This is a genomic window from Desertivirga brevis (assembly GCF_017355835.1).
Genome location: NZ_JAFEWF010000009.1, coordinates 61561 through 82908 on the forward strand (window position 1 = coordinate 61561; position 21348 = coordinate 82908).

General features: G+C 41.4%; 15 protein-coding genes. 11 read left to right on the plus strand and 4 right to left on the minus strand.

Annotated elements, in window-relative coordinates; all coding sequences use genetic code 11:
- Position 1 precedes the first annotated feature (1 nt).
- The 4 genes from J4N25_RS19860 to J4N25_RS19875 all read left to right on the plus strand — a co-directional run bounded on the left by J4N25_RS19860 (position 2) and on the right by J4N25_RS19875 (position 6833).
- Entirely contained in the window at positions 2-1117 is a 1116-nt protein-coding gene (locus J4N25_RS19860; RefSeq protein WP_242695956.1) for an alginate lyase family protein, read from the plus strand.
- A 151-nt stretch (positions 1118-1268) separates the two neighbouring features.
- On the plus strand, positions 1269-1697 hold the full coding sequence (locus J4N25_RS19865) for an HIT family protein (RefSeq protein WP_207423552.1): 429 nt from the start codon (positions 1269-1271) through the stop codon (positions 1695-1697).
- A gap of 266 nt (positions 1698-1963) precedes the next feature.
- Positions 1964-3580: a glycoside hydrolase family 28 protein gene (locus J4N25_RS19870; protein WP_207423553.1), complete on the plus strand. Its 1617-nt coding sequence runs from the start codon at positions 1964-1966 to the stop codon at positions 3578-3580.
- A gap of 337 nt (positions 3581-3917) precedes the next feature.
- The gene (locus J4N25_RS19875; RefSeq protein WP_242695957.1) at positions 3918-6833 is read left to right on the plus strand and encodes a glycoside hydrolase family 2 protein; all 2916 of its coding nucleotides are present in this window, start codon (positions 3918-3920) and stop codon (positions 6831-6833) included.
- Positions 6834-6899: 66 nt separating this feature from the next.
- On the opposite strand, the gene J4N25_RS19880 is transcribed toward J4N25_RS19875, so the two are convergent.
- The gene (locus tag J4N25_RS19880) at positions 6900-7772 is read right to left on the minus strand and encodes an AraC family transcriptional regulator (RefSeq protein ID WP_207423555.1); all 873 of its coding nucleotides are present in this window, start codon (positions 7770-7772) and stop codon (positions 6900-6902) included.
- A 141-nt stretch (positions 7773-7913) separates the two neighbouring features.
- Between J4N25_RS19880 and J4N25_RS19885 the strand changes: the two genes are divergently transcribed.
- From J4N25_RS19885 to J4N25_RS19910, 6 genes are all read left to right on the plus strand, one after another.
- Entirely contained in the window at positions 7914-8756 is an 843-nt protein-coding gene (locus J4N25_RS19885) for an SDR family oxidoreductase (RefSeq protein ID WP_207423556.1), read from the plus strand.
- Positions 8757-8792: 36 nt separating this feature from the next.
- A complete protein-coding gene (uxuA, locus tag J4N25_RS19890; RefSeq protein WP_207423557.1) occupies positions 8793-9977 on the plus strand; it encodes a mannonate dehydratase in 1185 nt (394 codons plus the stop codon).
- A gap of 261 nt (positions 9978-10238) precedes the next feature.
- Complete coding sequence (locus J4N25_RS19895) at positions 10239-12113, plus strand: PAS domain-containing sensor histidine kinase (RefSeq protein WP_207423558.1); 1875 nt, start codon at positions 10239-10241, stop codon at positions 12111-12113.
- Between the two features lie 144 nt (positions 12114-12257).
- Positions 12258-13730, plus strand: coding sequence for an ankyrin repeat domain-containing protein (locus J4N25_RS19900; protein ID WP_207423559.1), 1473 nt, complete (start codon positions 12258-12260; stop codon positions 13728-13730).
- A gap of 3 nt (positions 13731-13733) precedes the next feature.
- Positions 13734-14228, plus strand: a complete 495-nt coding sequence (locus J4N25_RS19905; RefSeq protein ID WP_242695958.1) for a DUF2271 domain-containing protein — start codon at positions 13734-13736, stop codon at positions 14226-14228.
- Positions 14229-14240: 12 nt separating this feature from the next.
- Positions 14241-16433, plus strand: a complete 2193-nt coding sequence (locus J4N25_RS19910) for a PepSY domain-containing protein (protein ID WP_207423560.1) — start codon at positions 14241-14243, stop codon at positions 16431-16433.
- Here J4N25_RS19910 and J4N25_RS19915 read toward each other — a convergent pair.
- The 3 genes from J4N25_RS19915 to J4N25_RS19925 form a co-directional block, all read right to left on the minus strand.
- Positions 16430-17425, minus strand: a complete 996-nt coding sequence (locus J4N25_RS19915; protein WP_207423561.1) for an FAD:protein FMN transferase — start codon at positions 17423-17425, stop codon at positions 16430-16432. The two genes, J4N25_RS19910 and J4N25_RS19915, sit on opposite strands and share 4 nt — an antisense overlap.
- Before the next feature lie 145 nt (positions 17426-17570).
- The gene (locus J4N25_RS19920; RefSeq protein WP_207423562.1) at positions 17571-18539 is read right to left on the minus strand and encodes a helix-turn-helix domain-containing protein; all 969 of its coding nucleotides are present in this window, start codon (positions 18537-18539) and stop codon (positions 17571-17573) included.
- 55 nt (positions 18540-18594) lie between these two features.
- Entirely contained in the window at positions 18595-19047 is a 453-nt protein-coding gene (locus J4N25_RS19925; protein ID WP_207423563.1) for a nuclear transport factor 2 family protein, read from the minus strand.
- Positions 19048-19401: 354 nt separating this feature from the next.
- On the opposite strand from J4N25_RS19925, the gene J4N25_RS19930 reads away from it, so the two are divergent.
- Positions 19402-20592, plus strand: a complete 1191-nt coding sequence (locus J4N25_RS19930; RefSeq protein WP_207423564.1) for a hypothetical protein — start codon at positions 19402-19404, stop codon at positions 20590-20592.
- Positions 20593-21348: the final 756 nt, after the last annotated feature.

Below are 21348 nucleotides of genomic sequence, written 5' to 3' on the forward strand. Positions count from 1 at the left end.
CATGAAAGTCCTAAGGATCGTTGTCTTACAGCTATTCATCGCAGCCCAGTGTTTTGCCAACTTTGAAAAAAGGGCCATTAAAGTGTTAAGGGAGCAAATTTTGGAAGAAGCTACCTGGGCTTTACAGCAACAACCTATAACTGTGACCGCTGCTTCCTCCCCAAGAAGTGCTGGCGGCAAGCATGACTTTTATTCAGAAGGTGATTATTGGTGGCCCGATCCTAACAATCCTTCCGGTCCTTATATTCAAAAAGACGGGCTAACTAATCCTGAAAACTTTGTTGCACATCGCCAGGCTATGATCCGCTTCAGCCGCATTATTGGAGCATTGGCTTCTGCCTATAAAATAACAGGGGATGAAAAATTCGTGCGTCAGGCAATGATACATCTAAAAGCTTGGTTTGTTGACGATAGTACATTAATGAATCCTAACCTCCTATACGCCCAGGCAATACAAGGCCGTTTCACTGGTCGCGGTATCGGAATTATTGATACTATCCATCTTATTGAAGTGGTACAGGGAATCATGGTAATGGAACAGGCAAAGGAAATGGAAAAGGAGGGGATTGTTAAGATAAGGAAGTGGTTTTCCGACTATCTGACCTGGCTGACAAGTCACCCTTACGGAAAGGACGAGATGAATGCCGAGAACAACCATGGAACTTGCTGGGTGATGCAGGTCTCTGCTTTTGCAAAATTTACGAAAAACACAGCTTTACTTGCATTTTGCAAAGACCGCTTCAAAAACGTTCTGCTACCAAGGCAAATGGCTGCCAACGGCAGCTTCCCTCTGGAACTTAAACGTACCAAACCCTATGGCTACTCTATCTTTAACCTCGACGCAATGGTTGCTACTTGCACCATACTTTCCGATGCTAATGATAATCTTTTCCACTTCCGGCTGGCGGATGGCAGAGGCATAAAGAAAGGTATTGAATTCCTTTTTCCTTACATAAAAAAAAAAACTTGTGGCCCTATGCAAAAGACGTTATGTATTGGGAAAACTGGCCCGTGGCACAACCTTTCCTGCTACTCGGAGCAGAGGCTTATAAGCAGAAAGCCTGGTTCAATACCTGGAGAGGCTTGGACCATAACCCGCAGGTCGAGGAGGTATTGAGAAACCTTCCCCTACGTCATCCTATACTTTGGCTAAATCAAAGCGCTTATTAATATCGCTAACTAATTTTTAGAAATATGACTGGAGACATAGTGAGTGTAAATTAAAACTCAGATATTGCTGGCAATAACCAATAAAATTCAAATTTAGTATGTCGACAAATACCGAGTGCATGTACTGCGCAAAAGATCAGCGTCTCACTGATCTGATGATAGAGGTTGCTGAATTAGATGCTTCCATTCTGTATCTTTTTAAAGAGCAGACCTATAAAGGCCGTTGTTTGGTGGCTTATAAAAAAGAACATAAGAACGAGATCTTCGAATTGAATGAGGAAGAGTTGGCATTGTTCACCAAAGATGTTGCTAGAGTAGCTAAGGCTGTAAAAACAGCTTTTGGTCCCGGAAAGATTAACTATGGTGCCTATGGTGATAAGATGCCGCATATCCACTTCCATATTGTACCAAAGTATGAGAATGCTCCTAAGTGGGGAAGCACATTTGATATGCAGCCCGACGAAAAGGTATACCTTTCAGAAAGTGAGTATACCGAGGTGATTAACAAGATCAAGGAAAATCTATAAAAGGTCGTTTTCGATCAGTAGAATACAGTATTGTTTAGGCAGCTTCTTATTATTGAGGCTGCTTTTTTAATTTTATATACCCTCGTCATAACTTCCTGTAATCCCTTTGTAACTGCTTTGTGATACATATTTCATGTTATTTATCTTTTATAAGCTGTAGGTTTGCCGGGCCTATCCAGTCGTGCTTTTGCGGTACAGCCTTCGTAACACGGGCTTGCTAGAATAGGGTTTGTACAATTTTTTAATAGAATAAAAATTCGTTTACTATGCTTAATAAACGTAGGGTTAAGCTTTTTTCTGTCAGGAAAGCTTTCGTATTGATCCTTTCTGCTGCGATTTTTATTTCCTGTTCATCCAGGAAAAACAATCCGTCTAATAAATCTACTTCTGCGATTCCGACGATCGACCAGGTTGGAGCTCTGAATTTGCCGGAAAAAATTGAACCAATAAAGGCCCCGTTTAACATGCCTCAGCTGAAAAGACCAACGTTTCCTGCCTTGTCTTTAATTATCACCGAGAGAGGAGCAAAGCAAGGAGCAAAAGTAACCAAAGAGATACAGGCAAGCATTGATGAGGTAAATAACCGCGGCGGTGGAACCGTTACTATTCCTAAAGGAAAGTGGAACACCGGAAGGATTAGTTTAAAAAGTAATGTTAACCTACATTTTGAGGAGGGTGCAGAGTTATACTTCAGTGGTGAGGTAGAGGACTACCGTCCAGCTGTTTTTACCAGAAATGAAGGGGTTGAAGTGATGTCACTTGGAGCCTGCATTTATGCTAATAATCAAGAAAACATAGCTATTACAGGTAAGGGTCGCTTAATTGGGCCTGCTAAGGATGGTTCTGTACGAAAGCAGATCATGAAGAGCGATGTGATCGAGAAGTTCATTGATGCGGAAACACCAGTATCCAAAAGAGTATTTGAAGGGTATAATGGCGGCGAAATTTTGCCGCCGATGTTCATTTCCCCTACAAATTGTAGGAATGTCTTAATTGAAGGAATTTCCCTTGAGAATACAGCTTTTTGGAATATCGTGCCTGTCTACTGTGATGGAGTAATTATTCGCGGAATTACGGTAAATTCGGTAGGAGTTCCCCGTGGAGATGGAATAGATATCGAATCTTCCAAAAATGTTTTGATTGAATACAGTACGCTAGCCTGTGGCGACGATTGTTTTACCATTAAAGCAGGCAGAGGAGAAGATGGTATTCGTGTTAACAAACCTTCTGAAAATATTGTAGTGCGATATTGCTTAGCAAGAGAGGGACACGGAGGCATAACCGTTGGAAGTGAAACTGCCGGAATGATACGCAACTTATACATGCACGATTGTGTGTTCGAGAATACGGGTATCGGGGTTCGTTTCAAAACACGCCGGCCGCGCGGAGGGGGTGGTGAAAATCTTTATTACGAAAGATTAAGGATGAATTTAACTGGTGCAGCATTCAGATGGGACATGTTAGGCGGAACGTTATACGTTGGGGAGCTGGCAAACAGACTGCCGGTAAGAGCTGTCAATCCGCTAACTCCAGTCTTCAGAAATATTGTTGCGCGGGATATTCTGATAGAGAAGTCGACTCAATTCGTTTCCGTTACCAGCATCCCGGAAAGCCCTTTGAAAAATGTACTTATTGAAAATGCGAATGTAAAGGCAGATGATCTGTTTAAAGCAGCAGACGTAGATGGATTTACAGTGAGAAATGCGACTATTGCTACCAAGAACCCGGTTATTTCCCTTCTCGATACAAAGAATATACTCTTTGAAAATGTGAAGTTTGATGGCTTGGGCAAAGAGCTGGAAGTTAAAATGTCGGGCATTACTGCTGATGATGTGATCTTTAAGAACTGTACTCCTGCAAAACCGAAGGGTTGGAAGGAGTAGATCTCAATCATCCGGATTATTCAGCTTGTCCCGAATTTAGTTCGGGACAACTAACTGCTCTGCAACATACTGGTGACAAACACTAAAAATGGAACGTTTTGAATGGTTTTTTGAACCTGTATCACTTATTGAATGCTCTATTCATAACCTAATTTTATCCCAGCAATAATAAACCACATTGCATTATCCGAGCCAGGATCTTTTTTGCAATGACCAACAATATGCTAACCAAACAGAGGATTTAATAATAAGATACTTTCTAATCAAAATGCAGAAATACATTTTCCGATCCAGGATTTTTAAAAAAGCAATTTGCCTTCTGATAAACACACTTGTCTTGGCAGGAGCATTTGCGCAAACGGCCCGACTAAAATACAATTTCAATCCATCCTGGAAATTGATGGCAGGGGATATACAGGGAGCCGAAGCACCAGACTTTAATGATGAGAATTGGAAGTCCATTACTCTTCCCCATGCATGGAATGAAGATTCGGCGTTTAAAGTAGCAATTGATCAGCATCCCACCGGCATTGCCTGGTACAGAAAGCATTTTGTTATTCCTAAAGCTGCCGAGGGAAAGAAGGTCTTTATCGAATTTGAAGGTGTACGTCAGGCAGGCGAATTTTATTTGAATGGCAAGGCAATTGGTCTTCATGAAAACGGGATAACAGCCTTTGGATTTGATATAACCAGCTTGATCAAGTTTGGCGAGGAGAATGTAATAGCTGCAAGGACCGACAACTCCTGGGATTACAGGGAAAAAGCAACTAACACGAAGTTTCAATGGAGCGATAAGAACTTCAACGCCAACTATGGAGGGATTTCGAAGAACGTCTGGTTGCATGTAACGAACAAATTGCATCAAACGCTTCCTCTTTACTCATTCCTTGAAAGTACTGGCACATATATCTATGCAAAGGATTTTGACATTAAGGGAAGAAAAGCAACCGTTGTAGCAGAGGCACAGGTTAAAAATGAAAATGCTGAAGATCAAAAGTTTAAATATGAGGTCGAGGTCAAAGATGCGAATGATAAAGTAGTAAAGGTTTTCGAAGGTGGAGAAACGCTGATTAAAGCCGGGGAAGTAAAAACTGTCTCTGCAAGTGCCCGCCTTTCTGATCTCAATTTCTGGAGCTGGGGGTATGGCTATTTGTATACTGTTACCACGAGGCTAAAAGTAAAGGGAACTACGGTGGATGAAGTTCCTGTAAAAACAGGTTTCCGCAAGGTTGAGTATAAAAACGGGATGGTTTATTTGAACGACAGGGTGTTGATGATGAAAGGCTATGCCCAGCGTACCAGTAATGAGTGGCCTGCTATCGGGTTGTCCGTTTCTCCCTGGTTAAGCGATTACAGTAACGGCCTGATGGTAGAAAGTAATGCAAACCTGGTTAGGTGGATGCATATTACACCATGGAAACAGGATATCGAATCCTGCGATCGTGTAGGTTTGATACAGGCTATGCCTGCAGGAGATGCTGAAGCAGACGTTCAGGGAACCCGCTGGGAACAACGTGTTAAGGTAATGCATGATGCGATCATCTATAATAGGAACTCGCCAAGTATCTTCTTTTACGAATGCGGTAACGAAGCGATCAGCGAGGCTCACATGGCTGAAATGAAAGCTATAAAGTATAAGTTCGATCCTAATGGAGGAAGGGCTATTGGGTCGCGTGAAATGCTGGATAGTAAAGTTGCGGAGTACGGCGGCGAGATGTTGTATATCAATAAGAGTGCAAATATCCCAATGTGGGCCACGGAATATTCAAGGGATGAAGGCTTAAGGAAATACTGGGATGAATTCTCTCCTCCCTACCACAAGGATGGTGATGGGCCTTTTTACCGGAATGCCCCAGCTAGAGAATACAACCGTAATCAGGACTCCCATGCCATTGAAAATGTTATCCGCTGGTACGATTACTGGAAGGAAAGACCTGGGACTGGCGAAAGGGTAAGTTCCGGAGGTGTGAACATTATTTTCTCCGATTCCAATACACATTTCCGCGGAGCTGAGAATTACCGCCGAAGCGGCGAAGTGGACGCCCTGAGAATTGCGAAGGACGGCTTTTATGCCCACCAGGTAATGTGGGATGGTTGGGTTGATCCGGAAAACTACCGGGTTCATATCATTGGTCATTGGAATTATAAACCTGGAACTGTAAAGGATATTCATGTAATTGCATCAGGAGAGAAAACCGAATTGTTTGTGAATGGAAGATCAAAAGGATTTGGCATCCGCAGCAATAACTTTCTGTTCAGATTTAAAAATATAGAATGGCAGCCAGGGGTGATTAAAGCGGTTACTTACGATGCTAAAGGAAAAGTATTGGCCGAAAAAGAGATCAAAACGGCAGGAGAGCCGGCGGCATTGCGGTTAACCACACAAATGAATCCCGCAGGACTTAAAGCCGATGCTGCAGATCTCGTACTGGCTCAAGTCGAGGTTGTAGACAAAGACGGAAACCGTTGTCCTACCGCTTTAAATATGATCAATTTTAAGCTTGAGGGAGAAGCTGAATGGCGTGGAGGTCTGGCTCAAGGTCCCGACAATTATATCCTTTCCAAAAGCCTTCCTGTGGAATGTGGTGTTAACAGAGTGCTGCTTCGTTCCACAACCAAAGCGGGACAGATAAGTTTAACAGCAGAGTCAGAAGGTCTTAAAAGTGCCTCTGTTGCATTTAAATCAGAACCGGTAATAGTAGAGGGCGGTTTGTCTCTAACCATGCCTGCAGATGGTTTGAACCCAGTATTTAGAAGAGGTCCTACTCCGGCAACTCCTTCTTTTATCCCGTCTCGTAAAACCCTTAAAATAGCAACAGTAACTGCAGGGGCAAACGCAGAAAAAGCAGAAGCAAGTTATGACGATAATGAATTGAGCGATTGGGTAAACGATGGTAAGCTGGAAACCGCATGGATCAAGTACACCCTCAAAGAGGCATCAACTGTAAGCGCGGTGAACCTAAAATTAAATAATTTCCGCACGCGTGTTTACCCACTTCAGATCCTGGTGGACGGTAAAGTGGTGTTCGATGGCAAATCAGAGAGAGGATTAGGATACTTTCTGGCGAACTGCAAGCCAACCAAAGGGAAAACAGTAACCATACAGCTTAAGGCAGAAAATTCTGGTAAAGACGATTCTAATATCGGAACTGAAGTGGCCGGTAAGAAACTGGATGATGGCGTAGCTAGAACCGATGTTAACTCGAAGGGTTCTTTAAGCATAATAGAAGCAGAAATACTGCAAAAGAATTAATATAGGTTGTAGTGGGGTGCCGACGGGAGCAATACGATCTGATCGTTTGCTCCTGTTTTTAATTGCTTACTTCAGTTTATCCAGACCAAACTCCTTCTGATACTGGGCCGGAGACAGGCCAGTATATCTTTTGAAGTACCTATGAAAGGTAACGCCGTTGTTGAATCCACTCTCATAGCATATTTGCTTTAGGTTTAGATTGTCTTCTATAAGCAACTTGCAGGCATGTCCTACTCTTATTTCCAACACAAAGTCTGAAAAGGTTTTCTTCATCCGCGACTTGAAATACCGACAAAAAGATTCGGGTGTAAGCTTTGCTACTTCGGCAATCTCTTCCAGGTAAATTTTCCTGTGAAAATTATTAAGCGTGTAGTTATAAATGGCTGAGATACGGTCCTGCTCGCTTTCACTATATTCGGTAGTGAAACCAATAGAAGACAGGATCTGCTCTTCCGGTTTGGAGTCAGCAATCAGATAGAGGATCTGAAGCAGAATAATTAAGCGCTCCTGCACCCCCACTTCAAGCATTTTCTCCATCAGCGCTGCTACTTTCTTTTTTGCTTCGCCGTTGATCAGGATTCCCCGGTGACTGCGTTCCAACATTGATTTAATCGGAGCGTTTTCAGGGATGTTTAAAAAGGTTCTACCCCAAAAGTCTTCCTTGAAATGAACAACCAGGATATCTGGCCTGGAAGTAAGGAAGTACTCGGGGTCGAACTTGGTAAAATGGGGTAGGTTAGAGCCTATAAGTACTACATCCTTATCATTAAACCGTCTTACATTGTCTCCGATAAAATGAGTCCCGCTACCTTCCTTAAAGCAAATTAACTCAACTACATTATGATAATGCCACCGGTTGTTAATATCTGGAACCAGGTCTCTCCGTACACTAAAAGATTCTGTCGCGCCCGAAGCAACCTTTCTTAATTCAGCCCTCATTTACTTTTAAACTATCATGCTAAAATAGTTTATAACCATGTTAAAATTCGCATCTATTATCAGATTTCAACCCGTTTTCTTTGTATTTATATTCAATTCCGTAGGGGAGTTATAAACTTAACTTACATTAAATCATTATTTATGTCATCAAATCTAAACGGCAAAGTAGCTGTTATCACCGGAGGTGGTGGAATACTTTGCAGCACCATGGCAAAAGCGCTTGCTAAAGAAGGGGCAAAAGTTGCAGTATTGGACCTGAAAGCAGAAAATGCTGAACTGGTAGCTCAAGAAATTTCCGCAGCCGGAGGAGTTGCAATAGGTGTATCGTGTAACGTACTTGATGTAAATAGTATTAAGGATGCCCATGCAGTGGTACTTGAACAACTTGGTGCATGTGATATATTGATCAATGGGGCAGGCGGAAATCATCCTAAAGGAACTACCTCTGGTACTCATCTAATCGCAGAAGAAGTCGATTCGCAAACTGAAGGGCTCAGGACCTTTTTTGACCTCGACCCTGAAGGTATTAAATTTGTTTTCGATCTGAATTTTATAGGAAGCTTATTACCCACACAGGTGTTTGCTAAAGATATGGTAAGTAAGCCTGGTTCGGTTATCATCAATATTTCTTCGATGAACGCCTTCCGTCCACTTACCAAGATCCCGGCATATAGCGGAGCAAAAGCAGCTATTTCAAACTTCACTCAATGGCTCGCAACACATTTTAGTAAGGTTGGTATCCGCGTAAATGCTCTGGCGCCAGGTTTTTTCCTTACTGAACAAAACCGTACCTTGCTCACCAATCCTGATGGTAGCTTAACCGCACGCGGTAATACGATCATTGAGCATACACCTATGGGAAGGTTTGGCACGCCGGATGACCTAACTGGTACATTGTTGTGGCTGTGTGGTGAGGGTTCGCAATTCGTAACCGGTGTAGTAGTACCTGTAGATGGTGGATTCAGTGCATTTAGCGGAGTTTAATTTAATAGAAACACAAAATAAAAAATATAGATTACAATGAGCTTAGAGCAAACCTGGCGTTGGTATGGCCCGAAAGATCCTGTTTCCCTTTGGGATGTTAAACAGGCTGGTGCAACAGGAGTGGTAACTGCTTTACACCACGTTCCAAATGGTGAAGTGTGGACAAAAGAAGAGATCTTAAAGCGTAAGGCTGAGGTGGAAGCAGTTGGCTTAACCTGGTCTGTTGTAGAGAGCGTACCTGTACATGAGGATATCAAAAAGAGAACAGGGAATTTTCAAACCTATATTGAAAATTACAAACAGAGCCTTAAGAACCTTGGGGCTTGTGGCATCGATATCGTATGTTACAACTTCATGCCGGTACTTGACTGGACACGTACGGATCTTGATTTCCGTATGGAAGATGGCTCTACAGCCCTTCGCTTTGAAGCGGCTGCTTTTGCAGCCTTCGAATTATATATCTTAAAGCGTCCCGGTGCAGAAAACGACTATAATGATGAGCAAAAGGCCAAGGCACAAGCTTATCTTGAAGCACTTTCTGACGAGAATAAAAAGCTTTTGGTAAGGAATATTATTGCAGGCTTACCCGGATCTGAAGAAGGTTACACCCTGGAAGAGTTCTTAAAAGTTTTAGAGAGCTATAACGGAATTGGGCCAAAAGAATTAAAAGCTAACTTATACAGCTTCTTGTCAGAAGTGGTTCCGGCTGCGGAACAAGCTGGTGTTCTAATGTGTATCCATCCCGACGATCCACCGTATCCAATCCTTGGCTTGCCTAGAGTTGTGAGTACAGAAGCTGATATTCACGAACTTTATGCTGCTGTACCATCTCCGAATAACGGACTAACCTATTGTACCGGTTCTTTCGGAGTTAGAGGGGATAATGATCTTCCCGGAATGATCGAGCGTCTTGGCGATCGCATTCATTTCATTCACCTTCGTGCAACTAAACGCGATGAAGAAGGAAATTTCCACGAGGCAGATCACCTTACCGGCGATGTAGATATGTACGCTGTAATGAAAGCTTTATTAACAGAGCAAAGGAAACGTCAGGAAGCGGGCCGTAAGGATCTTCGTATGCCGTTCCGTCCTGATCATGGTCACAAAATGCTTGATGACCTAAACAAGAAAACCAATCCTGGTTATTCAGCTATCGGTCGATTGAGAGGACTTGCAGAGTTGCGTGGTCTGGAGTTAGGTATCGAGCGGTCGGGAATATAAAAACCAGGACCTATAACTGTATACAGCCTGAATAGAAACCTCAATTGGGATACAAAAAGCCTGATTCCTTCTGGAATCGGGCTTTTTTATATTCCAGGTATTCTATCTTAGAAATTCTTTTATGAATATGAACTTTTTTACAACAATTGCGTAGAACCAAAACTTATAAACTTATACAAAAAAAGTTTCCCATCTTCTAATCATTCTGGATAATTTATATCAGAAGATAGGGTATCCAATACTTTAGGTTGAATTTTTCGCATGGACAATAAGCACATATCGCAGTTAAAAAATCACGAGTTGTCTAACTGGCAAATGGCCGAATTACTAGATAGCATTAACATTGGTTTTTTTTCCCGCGACCTTATTGCTGAAAAATATCTTAGTCTATCAGATGGCCTTTCTAAGATATACGGGTACACTTTAGAAGAGTTTTACAATAATAATAGGCTGTGGTACGATGTCATTCTGGAAGAAGACAGGTATGTTGCCGAGGAGGAACTGCAAGATCTTAAGAAGGGTAAGAAAAGCATTGCTGAATACCGTATTCAACACCCCGAGGGCAGCATAAGATGGCTGGAAGTAAGAACTCTTCCCGTATTTGATGGGGAAATTCTGGTGAGGGTAGAAGGTGTGGTATCTGATATTACCAAGCGCAAACTTGCAGAGTTACAAACTGTAAAAGCAAAAGAGCTTTCCGAGAGTATCATCAATAGCCTCCCAGGCATTTTCTACCTGTTTGACGAGCAAGGTAAGTATTTAAGCTGGAATAAGAATTTTGAAAAGATTACCGGATATGATGCTAAGGAAATTATAAACTTATCTCCACTTGATTTGGTTGTTGACAATGATCGAACTTCTGTTAGAGATGTTGTGCTCCGTGTTTTTCGGGACGGCCAGGGGGATGTAGAAGCCGGCTTGAAGGTAAAGGACGGAAACATCTATAAGTATTACTTCAATGGTCAAAAGCTTGTTATAGACGGCAAGAATTACCTGGCTGGAATGGGCATAGACATCTCTAAAAGGAAAGCTGCTGAGGAGACTTTGCAGAAAAATGAACAGATGTTGTCTTATATCCTTGATTTAATTCCCCAGGCGATTTTCTGGAAGGACACTAAGAGTAACTTTATGGGGGGGAACAGCATTTTTGCAAAAATGTTGGGAGTAGATGATGTAAGAACGGTGATTGGTAAGAATGACTTTGATTTTTCACCTACACCGGAGGAAGCCCGAATGTATCAGCAGGACGACCAGGAGGTGATGAAAGCCAAAAGTCCAAGAATGCATTACATCGAAAGCTTTAGGCAAAGTAATGGAGAAGTAACTTGGCTCGATACCACTAAAATTCCTCTTAAGGACCAGAATGATGAGGTGTATGGTATATTGGTGGTTATCGAGGATATCACGGAGAAGAAATTAAAGGAAGATAAACAGAAAAAAGTCAATGAAGATCTGATCCGGAAGAATATTGAGCTTACTGATTTTTCGTATATAGTTTCCCACCATCTACGTGCGCCTATATGTAAAGTACTTGGACTCGCATCTCTTTTCGATAGACAGAATCCTGATACAGACTTGAATGGAGAAGTAATTGGGTATATAGCGAATGAAGTTGCCAATCTCGACACGGTAGTTAAGGATCTAAATACAATACTGGCAAATCAAAGTCCTGCTGGAAAGTTATTTGAGACCATTTCTCTTGCCGATCTGTTTAATGATGTCAAAAAACCTCATGAAAATGAATTACATGAAACAGGAGGAATGATAAGACAAAGCTTCGAAGTGGCAACCGTGAAAACAGTCAGAAGTTATCTCTTCAGCATATTTTCAAACCTTATTAGCAATGCAATTAAATATAAGCATCCTGAAAGAGCTCCGGAGATAGTGGTGAGGTCGTATTCGAGTGAAGGAGGGACATACGTCTCTTTTCAGGACAACGGCCTCGGGCTTGATCTGAAGAAGGTCGGGGGAAAGATCTTTGAGTTCTATAACAACTTTCAATACGGTTTAGGAACGGGGAGAGGTATTGGGTTGAAATTGGTAAAAACACAGGTAGAGGCAGTTGGTGGGAGTATTGAAGTGGAAAGTGCGCCTGGTGAAGGCACGTGTTTTAAGATTTACCTTCCGAACGAATAGCAAAAAGCAAATGCTCCCGTAGCAAAGCATAAAAAAGAAAAAACTGTTTACTGCTTCCTTATTTAGACTAATTCTTACTAACTTAGTCCCCCAGTTAAAGCCGTATAAACCGGCATTAAAAGTCAGTAAACATTGTCTTTAAAAATGAAGAAACTACTTATTGTTATCTCAACATTAGTCTCACTTTCCTCTCAGGCGCAAAAAAACGTTTTCCTTGATCAGGCTTTTTGGCAAAATAAGCCGGATGTGAACCAGGTTAAGTCTGAAATAGAAAAAGGAAACAGTCCCTCTCAGCTAAATTTCATGAGCATGGATCCTGTGGTTTTAGCAATTAATTCACAGGCCTCTAATGAAACGATCAAGTTCCTTTTGGATCAGAAAGGGAATGACGTTCATAAGCTAACCCATGATGGTCGTACTTATATATTTTGGGCTGCAAGTAAAGGCAATATAGAACTGATGGACTATTTATTGCAAAAAGGATCGGATGTTAAGGTGCAGGATAGTCATGGCTATACACCTCTGACTTTTGCTGCTACAACCGGTCAGCAGGATACAAAACTCTATGATCTGTTGCAAAAACATGGTGCAGATTTTAAGAAAGATCTAAATCACGATGGGGCAAATGCTTTATTGATAGGGGTAGGTAATGATAAAGGATTGGCACTTACCGACTATTTTATATCAAAAGGAGTTGATATAAAAAGTACTGATGCCGCTGGGAATACAGCATTCAACTATGCTGCCCGTTCTGGGAATATCGAAAATATGAAAGCTTTGCTAAAAAGAGGTGTCGGGTATAACGATAATGCAATGCTAATGGCTAGCCAGGGATCCCGGAGAGATGCAACAAAACTGGAGGTTTATCAATACCTGGAAAGTCTTAAAATAAAACCGAATGCAATCGGAAAAGGAGGCGAAAATGTTCTTCATAACATTGCTCGTAAACCTAACCAGAAAGAGATTATTCAATACTTCATTTCAAAAGGAGTTGATGTAAATAAGGCAGATGCAGAAGGTAATACACCATTGATGAACGCTGCGGCAGTTAACAGGGATACTGCCACCCTGGCTCTATTGGTAGCCAAAACAAAGAACATCAATCAGGCGAACAATAAAGGCGCAACTGCATTAGCTTTAGCAGTGAGCAGTAACTCTGAACCTGTGGTAAGATATTTAATTGATAAGGGAGCTTCATTAAATGTAATTGACAAGAACGGAGATAACCTGGCGGCTTACCTGCTGCAAGCTTACCAGCCTCGTACTTCAGAGGATTTTGCTGCTAAGTGGAAATTGCTTGAAGAAAAGGGAGTGAATCTGGCTACTGCTCAGAAAAATGGAAATACTCTATATCACCTTGCAGTGTTAAAAAATGATCTATCCCTGCTTAAACGTTTCGAGAATTTAAAGGTCGATATTAATACAAAAAATAGCGAGGGCCTCACTGCTCTTCACAAAGCAGCTATGGTTTCTAAAGACGACGCTATTCTAAAATACCTGGTATCATTGGGCGCAAAGAAAGATGTTCAAACCAGCTTTAATGAAACGGCATTCGATTTGGCAACCGAGAATGAGTACCTGGCAAAAAATAAAGTTTCTGTAGATTTTTTAAAATAATTGATGAATAGGATTTTTAGTGCGGCTGCTGCCGCTTTATTGCTGTTGTTAACTATTTCAACGTCTTCCTTTGCTCAAAAGGGCGGATCATCTAAATACAAGTGCATGATCCAGATGACTAACTATATGGGAGAGGGAGCCTACATTGTTGTTTCACTGATAGATAGCAAGGGAGCTTACGATAAAACCTTATATGTGATGGGCTCTGATAAAAAGTGGTATCCTGATTTGAAAGAATGGCATAAGGCCTTTGCCAAAAAGAAACAAGACATCAGTGCAATCACAGGAGCATCCGTAGCTGGTGGAGACCGCAGTGTACATGTTTTAGAGATTGAAAACGCAAAGATCAATACAGGCTATAAACTGCGATTTGAAAGTGCATTAGAGGATAACAAATATCATATCAAAGACGTGGAAGTTCCATTAACAACCGAAACGCTGTCTGGAAAAAGTGAAGGTACGGGCTATATCCGCTACGTGCGTTTCATGCCTAATTAATACCTTTCTTGTATGACGATATCTATTTGGAGATACAGCCATTTAGCCCTGGCTGTATCTTCTTTTATTTTGTTGACCCTGGCATCAGTAACAGGCATCATTCTCGCCTTTGAGCCTATCACGCAAAAAGTTCAACCTTATCGATCGTCAAATTTCGAGCAGTTAACCCTGGCTCAGACTCTACCTGTTCTTAAGAAGAAATATGCAGACATCAGCGAAATGAGTGTTGATGCAAACGGATTCGTACTAATAAAGGCTTCGGATGAAGAAGGTGAGCCATTGGAAGTATACGTAGATGCCGCCAATGGAAATATCCTCGGAAAGCCGGCTAAGAAAAGTAGTTTCTTCGAATGGGTAACCGGGCTACACCGCTCTCTTTTCTTACATGAAACCGGCCGTTTCATTATTGGTCTCACCGCTTTTCTTCTAAGCTTAATCACGATATCGGGTCTCATTCTTGTTATTCAGCGGCAGCGTGGAATAAAACGTTTTTTTGCTAAGATTGCAAAAGATAGCTTTGCGCAGTACTACCACGTAGTTTTAGGGCGACTAAGCCTGATCCCCATCCTTGTGATCGCTATTAGCGGAACGTACTTGTCTTTTCTGAGGTTCAAGCTGATTGAAGAAAAAAAAGTATCAAAGGAAGTAGATTTCGATGCGATCCGCTCCAAACCAGAAAAAACGCTGCAGGATATTGAGTTATTCAAACGAACCCTGCTGTCAGAAGTAGAGTCTGTTGAATTTCCTTTTTCAGAGGATGTGGAGGATTATTACACCTTGAAGCTTGAGGATAAAGAGCTAACAGTTAACCAAATCACAGGGGATATTCTTACGGAGGTACCTTATTCAACAGCAACGATAGCAGGTAAATTAAGCCTGGATGTTCATACCGGCCGCACAAATGCTATCTGGGCTATTGTGCTTATGATTGCCTCCGGAAATATTTTATTCTTCATTTATTCTGGTTTTGCCATTACACTTAAACGCAGGAAGAACATTGGCAAAAACAAGTTTAAGCCAGAGGAGGCACGTTTTGTTATTTTGGTAGGGTCTGAAAATGGCACAACCTTTAAATTTGCAAAGGCAGTTCAGGAACAATTACTGGCAAAGGGTGAGAAATCGGTCGTTGCAGAATTAAACAATTATAAAGAGTTTCCGAAGGCAGAACATTTGCTGATCATGACTTCCACTTACGGATTAGGTGAAGCTCCGAGCAATGCAAGTCGGTTCCTCTCCCTTCTCGAGAAATATCCACAGAAACAGAAGGTCACCTTTTCCATACTCGGCTTTGGTTCTCATGCCTATCCTGATTTCTGTCGTTATGCTTATGATGTCAATAACAAATTAGCTGTGAAGGACTGGGCCTCGGCCTTGTTAGAAGTCCATACGGTAAATGACAAGTCTATAGAGGAGTTTAATCTTTGGATGGAAGCCTGGTCGAGCCAGGCAGATATCAGGCTTGAAGGGAATGAGGTCATTAACCTGACCGCACCTCCAGACCTGGAACCATTCCAGGTAATTGCTAACTCGGAAGCACAAACAGATGAAACCTTTTTATTGCGTTTAAAAGGAAAGGCTACAGCAAACTTTACTTCCGGAGATTTGCTTGCAATTTATCCAGCTAATGATCATAGAGAACGGTTATACTCCATTGGTAAAATAGGCGATGAGCTTCAATTAAGCGTGAAGTTGCACGAGAATGGCTTGGGATCAGGCTATTTACATAAACTGAATGGTGGAGAGGAAATTAAAGCTCGTCTTGTTTCCAATCCTCATTTTCATTTTCCGGAAAAGGCTTCTTCTGTTTTCCTTATATCTAACGGTACAGGAATAGCACCCTTCCTGGGGATGATCGCCCAAAATAGAGATAAATTACCCGTGGTTTTATATTGTGGATTCAGGCAAAGGAGCTCATTTAACATCTTTGGAAATTTTCTTCAACAGCAGCAATCGGAGGGACGACTTCAAAAGATTGAGCTTGCGCTTTCCCGCGAGGAAGAGAAACTCTATGTTAGCAATATGATAGAACGCGACGCTTCTGGTATTGCAAAAAGTCTTGCCGAAGGGGGTGTAATCATGCTTTGCGGGTCTTTATCCATGCAGAAAGACGTTATCACCGTACTGGACAAAATTTGCCTGGATCAAAACAGCAAAAGTGTAAGTTATTATCAATCGCATGGGCAGATCCTGATGGATTGCTATTAATGCTTCAATCGCTTCTTTTTCAAACGCAGGTCTTTCGAGGAGTATATCTTTCCTTCATCAGTGATTAGGATATAGCTGAATTCTGGGAAAGACTTGATCAGGTCAATGCCCGACTTTTTACCAAGTACCATCATTGAAGTACTGAATCCGTTAGCTTTCTCAGTACTTGGCCCAAATATAGTTACACTACAAACACCTGTAGCCGGGTAACCGGTTGCGGGATTGATAATATGCGCGTATCGCTTGCCGTCGAAAACAACAAATTTTTCATAACTTCCTGAGGTAACCACAGCGTTCTTTGTTAAAGCCATCACCTGGAATATTTCATCGTTTTTTAGCGGATTAGTGATCCCTATTTTCCAGTTCGTGCCATTAGGATGTTTTCCCCAAACTGCCATATCTCCTGATCCATTTACAATTCCGGCCTCAATACCTTTTGCCTGCATCATTTCACGACACCGATCGGCTGCATAACCTTCGCCCAAGGCTCCGAACCCAATCTTCATCCCGGCTCTTTTCAAAAAGATAGTGCTTTTTTCCTTATCCAGGATAATATCCTTATACCCTACCTTTTCAACTGATTTCTTAACCGCTTCAGGAGAGGGCATCTCTGTCATAGACCCATCGAATTTCCATATCCTGTCCATAGCAGCAAAGCTGATGTCGAAGGCTCCATGAGTTAGCTCCGAAAGCTGAAGAGCGCGTTCTGTGAGTTCAAAGACCTCTTTGTCAACTTTCACAGGCGCGATCCCTGCATTACGGTTTACCTGCGATATCTGCGTCTCAGGCTTCCAGTCGGATATTAAAAATTCAATTCTGCTAACCTCTGCAATAACCTGATCTATTTCCCGCTGCGCAGTTACTGAGTCCTTAGCCACGATAGTGATGTCCCAGCGGCTGCCCATAAGTTTAGCTGTCCTCTTGCCTAATGTCTGGGAAAGACCGTGAAGCGTAAGTACTGACAGGAAAAGTAATAGAAAGATTTTTTTCATCCTATGAACTGCCTGAAGCAATAGTAATTGATCTAATATAGATGGTATCAAGATTGCAAAGGTAGCAATCTTTTGTTGTCCGGAGATTTGCGATGCTGGCGCAAAGAAGAAGTCAGGATAGCCCTTTCTGCTTGTTACATATCTCTTAAGAAGCTTTTCTAAACTGAGAAGGAGTTAGCTCCAGGTGCTTCTTGAAAAAGTTATTGAAGTGTGTACTTTCTTCAAAACCTAAAGCGTATGCAATCTCCGAAATATTCCAGGTACTGTGCTTTAATAGAATTTTGGCTTCCTTTAGGAGCCTCTGCAGGATCAATTCAGATGTTGTTTTGCTTGTTGTTTCTTTAACAGATTTATTCAAATGGTTTACGTGCACAGCAAGCTGGGCTGCAAAGTCGGATGCAGAACGAAAAGCCAAACGCTGTCCCACATTAGTTATCGGAAATTGTTTCTCCAATAAGTCAAGGAACAATGAAGAAATCCTTGATGAAGCATTAGAGGCATCAGTGCTTATAGTCGTTGCCGACCGGATCTTAAGCGTTTTATGAATAAGCTGAAACACGAGGTTTCTCAGCACGTCATTTTTAAAGTTAAAATCTGCATTGATCTCTTCAAGCATTTGCTGGTAAACAGAAGCAATACCTTCTACCTCATTTTCTTCAAGCTCGTATACCGGAAAACCACCAGGTTGAAAAACCGGGTATCGCCTCAGATCTCCGAAGCCGTCGAAATAATCCTCGGAAAAGATACAGCTAAAGCCCCTCTGCTCTGGCTCAAGTGGAACCCAGTTGTAGGGAATCATTGGATTTGCAAACAGAAGAGCGTAGTTTGAAATCTCGAAGCTTTTATCTGCATAGTGGATCCTGCTTTTTCCTTTTACCAAACAGATCTTGAAATAGTTCTTTTTATCGAAGGAGATAGGAGGTGCATCTGTAGCTGCAAGCTCATTAATTTGAAAAACATTAAAATGAGCACGTCCGTTGTTAAAATCAAGAGGTTTCTTGAGAAATCTTTCTGTGTAATATTGTTCCAGTGTTTGCAGTTTCATCGGTAAATACTCCCTGTAATGCCGGGTATGCTTATCAACGACCGCTATAAAATTATGCAAAAATTTCATTTGTTGGATTTGAAACAGGGACAAGGCCTTTCTAGTTCTTGTCCCTGTAATGGATTTAGGCAACGCTTTCCTTTATAAAAGTTTCTAAGGGGGCCTCAATAGCTTCCAGGGCAACCAATGGGTTCCAGAAGTCTACATACTTCGTTATTTTTCCATCAATAGTATTATGTACAACGGATATGTACTTCTGGTTGTAGGGCTTGCCTGTAGAAATGGCATGGCCTTTACTTGTAAATTCAGCGATCACTAAAGCTGGATCTTCCGTGGCATGGAAGTGTAAATTCTCGAACTCAACCTTGAAGTGCTCAGGGAAGTTTTTCATATACTCAAACAACTCCTGTTTACCTTTTACGCTTTCGGGAAAGCCTTTGGGGCCATAGGGAAACTCAAGAACGCCGTCTTCGGTGAAAAGATCTACCCATTCAGCAATTCTTCCTGCTGAAAGGTACTCTAAGTGATTTTTAAATGCTTGTTGTGCTAACTCTCTTGTGTTTTCTTGTGATTTCATGATTGTATCTCCTTTTAATTTTCTTTTTGTTAATTGTTGATACAAAGGTAGATCTGTAAGCAGGGGTAGGGATAACAGTATTCAAATCGAAAATTATAAAAATCAAATATTAGACTTAAAAAGGCGATTTTTTCATGCTTTAGGTGTCTGGATTAAGCTTGTTAGAGCGCCAGTAATAGATGTTAGATAGCACTCCAATATTTTGTTGAACTTATCTCCGACTTATTGCTTGCTTTTCTATGAATTACCTGAATAAGCATCATTATTTTTTTAGACGAATTGCTATAACATGACCTTAATCATTTCCACAATAAGGCTCTTCTATATTTTCGCGACTGTAAATCTTACTTTATCATGGGAAAAAGGAAAACAGCCAAATCTTCCTGCCAGTATTCCGAAAAGGAATTACGGAACAATGCACTGAAACACTATGAGCAAGCCTGCGATTTATTAATCGGGCCAGGATATTTTCATCTTTTTTCACCTGAACTTCGAAACGAGCTGGTTAACCAGCGGCCTCCGGCTCTAAAGTTGAAAGAAATTACTCCGAGAAGTGCTCCAGATTCTAGACTGGAATTTTTTAGTTTCGCCTTCAAAATAGGAATTCGTCAGAAGTCTATTTTTACCCTGAACGGGCAAGAAATACCGCTTTATCTGTTTTTTCGCGAAGGTGTAACTCTGATTTATCAAGTATACCTGATGGATGAACTATCCGATTTTAAGAGTGCCACCTTAAAAAGAATGTTCAAGCCTTATTTTGATCTTGGCACAACAGCAAGTGCGCTAGATACAATGCTTCAATTATTACACGGCTTCAACTATGTTTTCTTAGACTGGGGTGCTGAAATGTATTGCTTCAATATCAGCTCAATGGCTGCTTTTCATCATAAGCAAGATTGTAACGAGGTGGAGCTCCAAATTATTCGTCCGTTTCACAAAAAGATATGTATTGAGGGTCATACCAGAGAGATTATCTGGGTGGGATGGCCTGACTATTACGGAGGTGTTAATTATGTTAGTATTGAACCATCAAAACTAGGCTTACAAGGTAATGAACCTCTTCCAATATTTATTCAAAAACATGCTCTGCAGCGGTTGCAGGAGAGACTATCCCTATTGCCAGGACCAGTACATTTTTCTTTATTCAACTTATTTATGGATGTTGAATTCGATTGTCTCACTAAAGAGAATTATTGCTTGCTTGCTTTGAAAGTTATGGACCAGAAACTAGGTTACTTGCTGTGTAGCTTACACGGAGACGTCATTGTTATACGTACATTTTTGTTTCTGACAAATGATGGAACTCCCGAAGGTCAAAAATTACAAGAGCTAACGAAGGTTAATCGCCTGGACAAACAATACCTGGGAATCGATACACTTAAGGCATTTTTGGAAATGAACATTGAAAGTAATGCAGTGTTATCGGGGCTTTTCAATGAAGCGGGCTGCAGTGGTCTTCTAAATACGGAACCGCTAATAGCCTTAAGGCAAATTGATCTCGCTGCTAAAGATCCTGCACTGCTTCTTAAATATCTGAATCTATAATCATCGAGGATAATGGCAGAAGGCTCATTCAGGCCAGTATGAATGGTGGATTTTGTATATTTGATCTCTCGCCAGTTACTGCCAACCACACTTCCAACTTTTCCGCTAACTGAGCCATTCGCTCCATTGTTAAATTTTACCATTTCAAATAAATTTTAATTTTAACTATTTGTGAATTATTCCTGAAAACCTCTTGATACCGGTATTATCTGTTTTGATGATGCAATGGTAAGGGCAGAATTTCTCCTGGAAAAATGAGTGAAAGGACTTGAAATGATTTGAAAGAAATTGAAAGGATTTGAAAAGCAAACGCTGGTAAAACACGGCTTTCTTCGCCGTTTGTTCACCTTTTCTTTTACTGCTGGCTAAGACTGCTTCGGGGCAGCTTCGGGACGGGCTTTCCTATTCTTTTACTTGTCTTTTACTTCTCTTATGCTTTTCTTTTAAAAAAGTCGTCCTAGACTCGGAGGAGAGTCGGAGGATTAGCGAACCGGTCTCGAACCGGTCCCGAACAGGAGTAGGAGGCGAGACGGTGCCAAGTACGTGAATTTTCATTTTCAAAAGATACCTCATTGGCTTTTACAGCTTTCTATTAGTTAATTCTTCCTTCAAAGGTTTTCGTATCTCCCTAGCTTCCCCCGCTCTTTGAGATATGGCAACTCAAAGGAAATCATAGGTTCGGCAAATCCGGCTAATCCGAACGTATAAAGCATCTGCAAGTTAGACCCTTTGGGCTGGCAGTAATAACATAAAAGG